Here is a 1,727-nt window from a genome sequence, read left to right on the forward strand (position 1 = left end):
CATTAAGTGAGAATATCCGTTTGATAAATGTTTTGGAAAAGATCGAAATAATGATCAGCAAGCTGACAATACAAGCAAGGATCACGATTAGCGTCGCATTAATGATTGAACCTGCGTTATGGGACACAAGCGCTGCGGGTACGAAACAATAGACCGTCCAATTAGCCTGCACGATCTTCTTCTTGACAAGAAACATTTCCGTTTGACCGATGCGTACCGTCCCCTCATTCATTTTCGTCATTTCTTTGAAGTCAAAGGCAATCAACTTTGCACTTTGATTCGCATATACGATCCGGTTATTGCCATCAGAAATAATGACAGCATACTCCTGATCGAGATCGGTAATGTTTTTGAAGAAACTGTTCTCATTAATTCGCATATAGACCATATTCGTATTGGGCTCTTTGAGAGTTTTTGGGAATTTATGAATGACAAACAGTTCGTTATCCTCATATTTCCATAGCGGTTCTATCCCCTTCATAGCTTCGTTGTACCATGGCTTCTCATTAACCCGTTTATATGAGACTACTGAATCGCCGAATTCTGGAACAGAGCTTTGCGTGTAAAAGGTAATTTTCTCAATGTCCTTGTCAAGGTTCATCATCATGATAAAATACGGATCCAAGAAATCTTTCAAATCCCGTGAAAGATTGACTAAGTCGATATAATCGTTGGCTACAATCTTCTGAAACATCTTCGTGAATACGATCGATCGAATCGCATGATTGTAGCGTTCAACCGAATTGTCAATATTCTGAGTAACGGTATTCACATTCTTATCAATCCCTTGCAGTGCCTGCAATTTGAGCATGTCCTTTGATTGATTGTAGGCGTATATGCCAAGCACCATAATAGGAATGATAATAACGATTAAATAAGAAAGAAATAGTTTTTGATTAAACCGTAAACGATTGAATAATCCATAGATCAGCCGTTTCATCGTTTATGCCTCTTCTCTGCATTTAGAAGGCGTTCGACCAAAATGATTTTTGAATAACGAGCTGAAGTAGGAAAAGTTGCTATAACCAACATCCTGGCCGATATCGATAATTTTACGATTGGTTGTTATAAGCAGTTCCTTTGCCTTTTCCATTCGGTGCACGGTCATGAACTTATTAAGACTTATCCCTTTCTGTTTCTTGAATAGATGGCTCAAATAACTAGGAGATAAATAAACCCGCTCCGACAATAATTCCAATGACAAGTCAGCCTGATATTCGTTCTCGATTATTCGGACGACTTCATCGATCGCTTTGGAGGTCGCTTCCAAATTCGTTTCGCAGAAAGACTCGTTTTCCTTTAGAATACTCAGTACTACTTTACGCAAATCGCTCAACTTTACCGTTTTATAGATGTCCTCCAAACTATGCTTGAATCTATCGTTATTCTTTTTTATAGAGGCATTGAATGCAGCTTTGACAATTTCGGTGCACACATATTTTACATAGATAACCGTTAAATGCTCACTGTTTTGTAGAGCATCAAACAGTTGCTCGACATACAGTTGCGCGATATCATATCGGTTGTGCTGAATATTTTGCGTCAATTGCGTTAACACATCATTTACTACTGCTGTCATATCGCCCTGAGCAAATGATGTGCGGTTTGCCAGCATCACCGTACCCTCATCGAAAAAGAACTTGTTTTCCAGCATCGTTTCCATTTCGTGAAATTGTTTGTGGAGCTGCTTCACATCATCCATCAATCCACTGATCACAACACAGATA

General features: G+C 39.0%; 2 protein-coding genes. Both read right to left on the reverse strand.

Going from position 1 to position 1,727, the window contains the following annotated elements; translation table 11 throughout:
• Positions 1–940: hypothetical protein (locus AC1DSE_RS34945; protein ID WP_477529087.1), on the reverse strand; the 940-nt coding region annotated here is incomplete at its 3' end.
• 3 nt (positions 941–943) lie between these two features.
• A partial coding sequence (locus AC1DSE_RS34950; protein WP_477529088.1) for a helix-turn-helix transcriptional regulator occupies positions 944–1,727 on the reverse strand: 784 nt, incomplete at its 5' end.

This window comes from Paenibacillus sp. 01L418 (assembly GCF_056400045.1).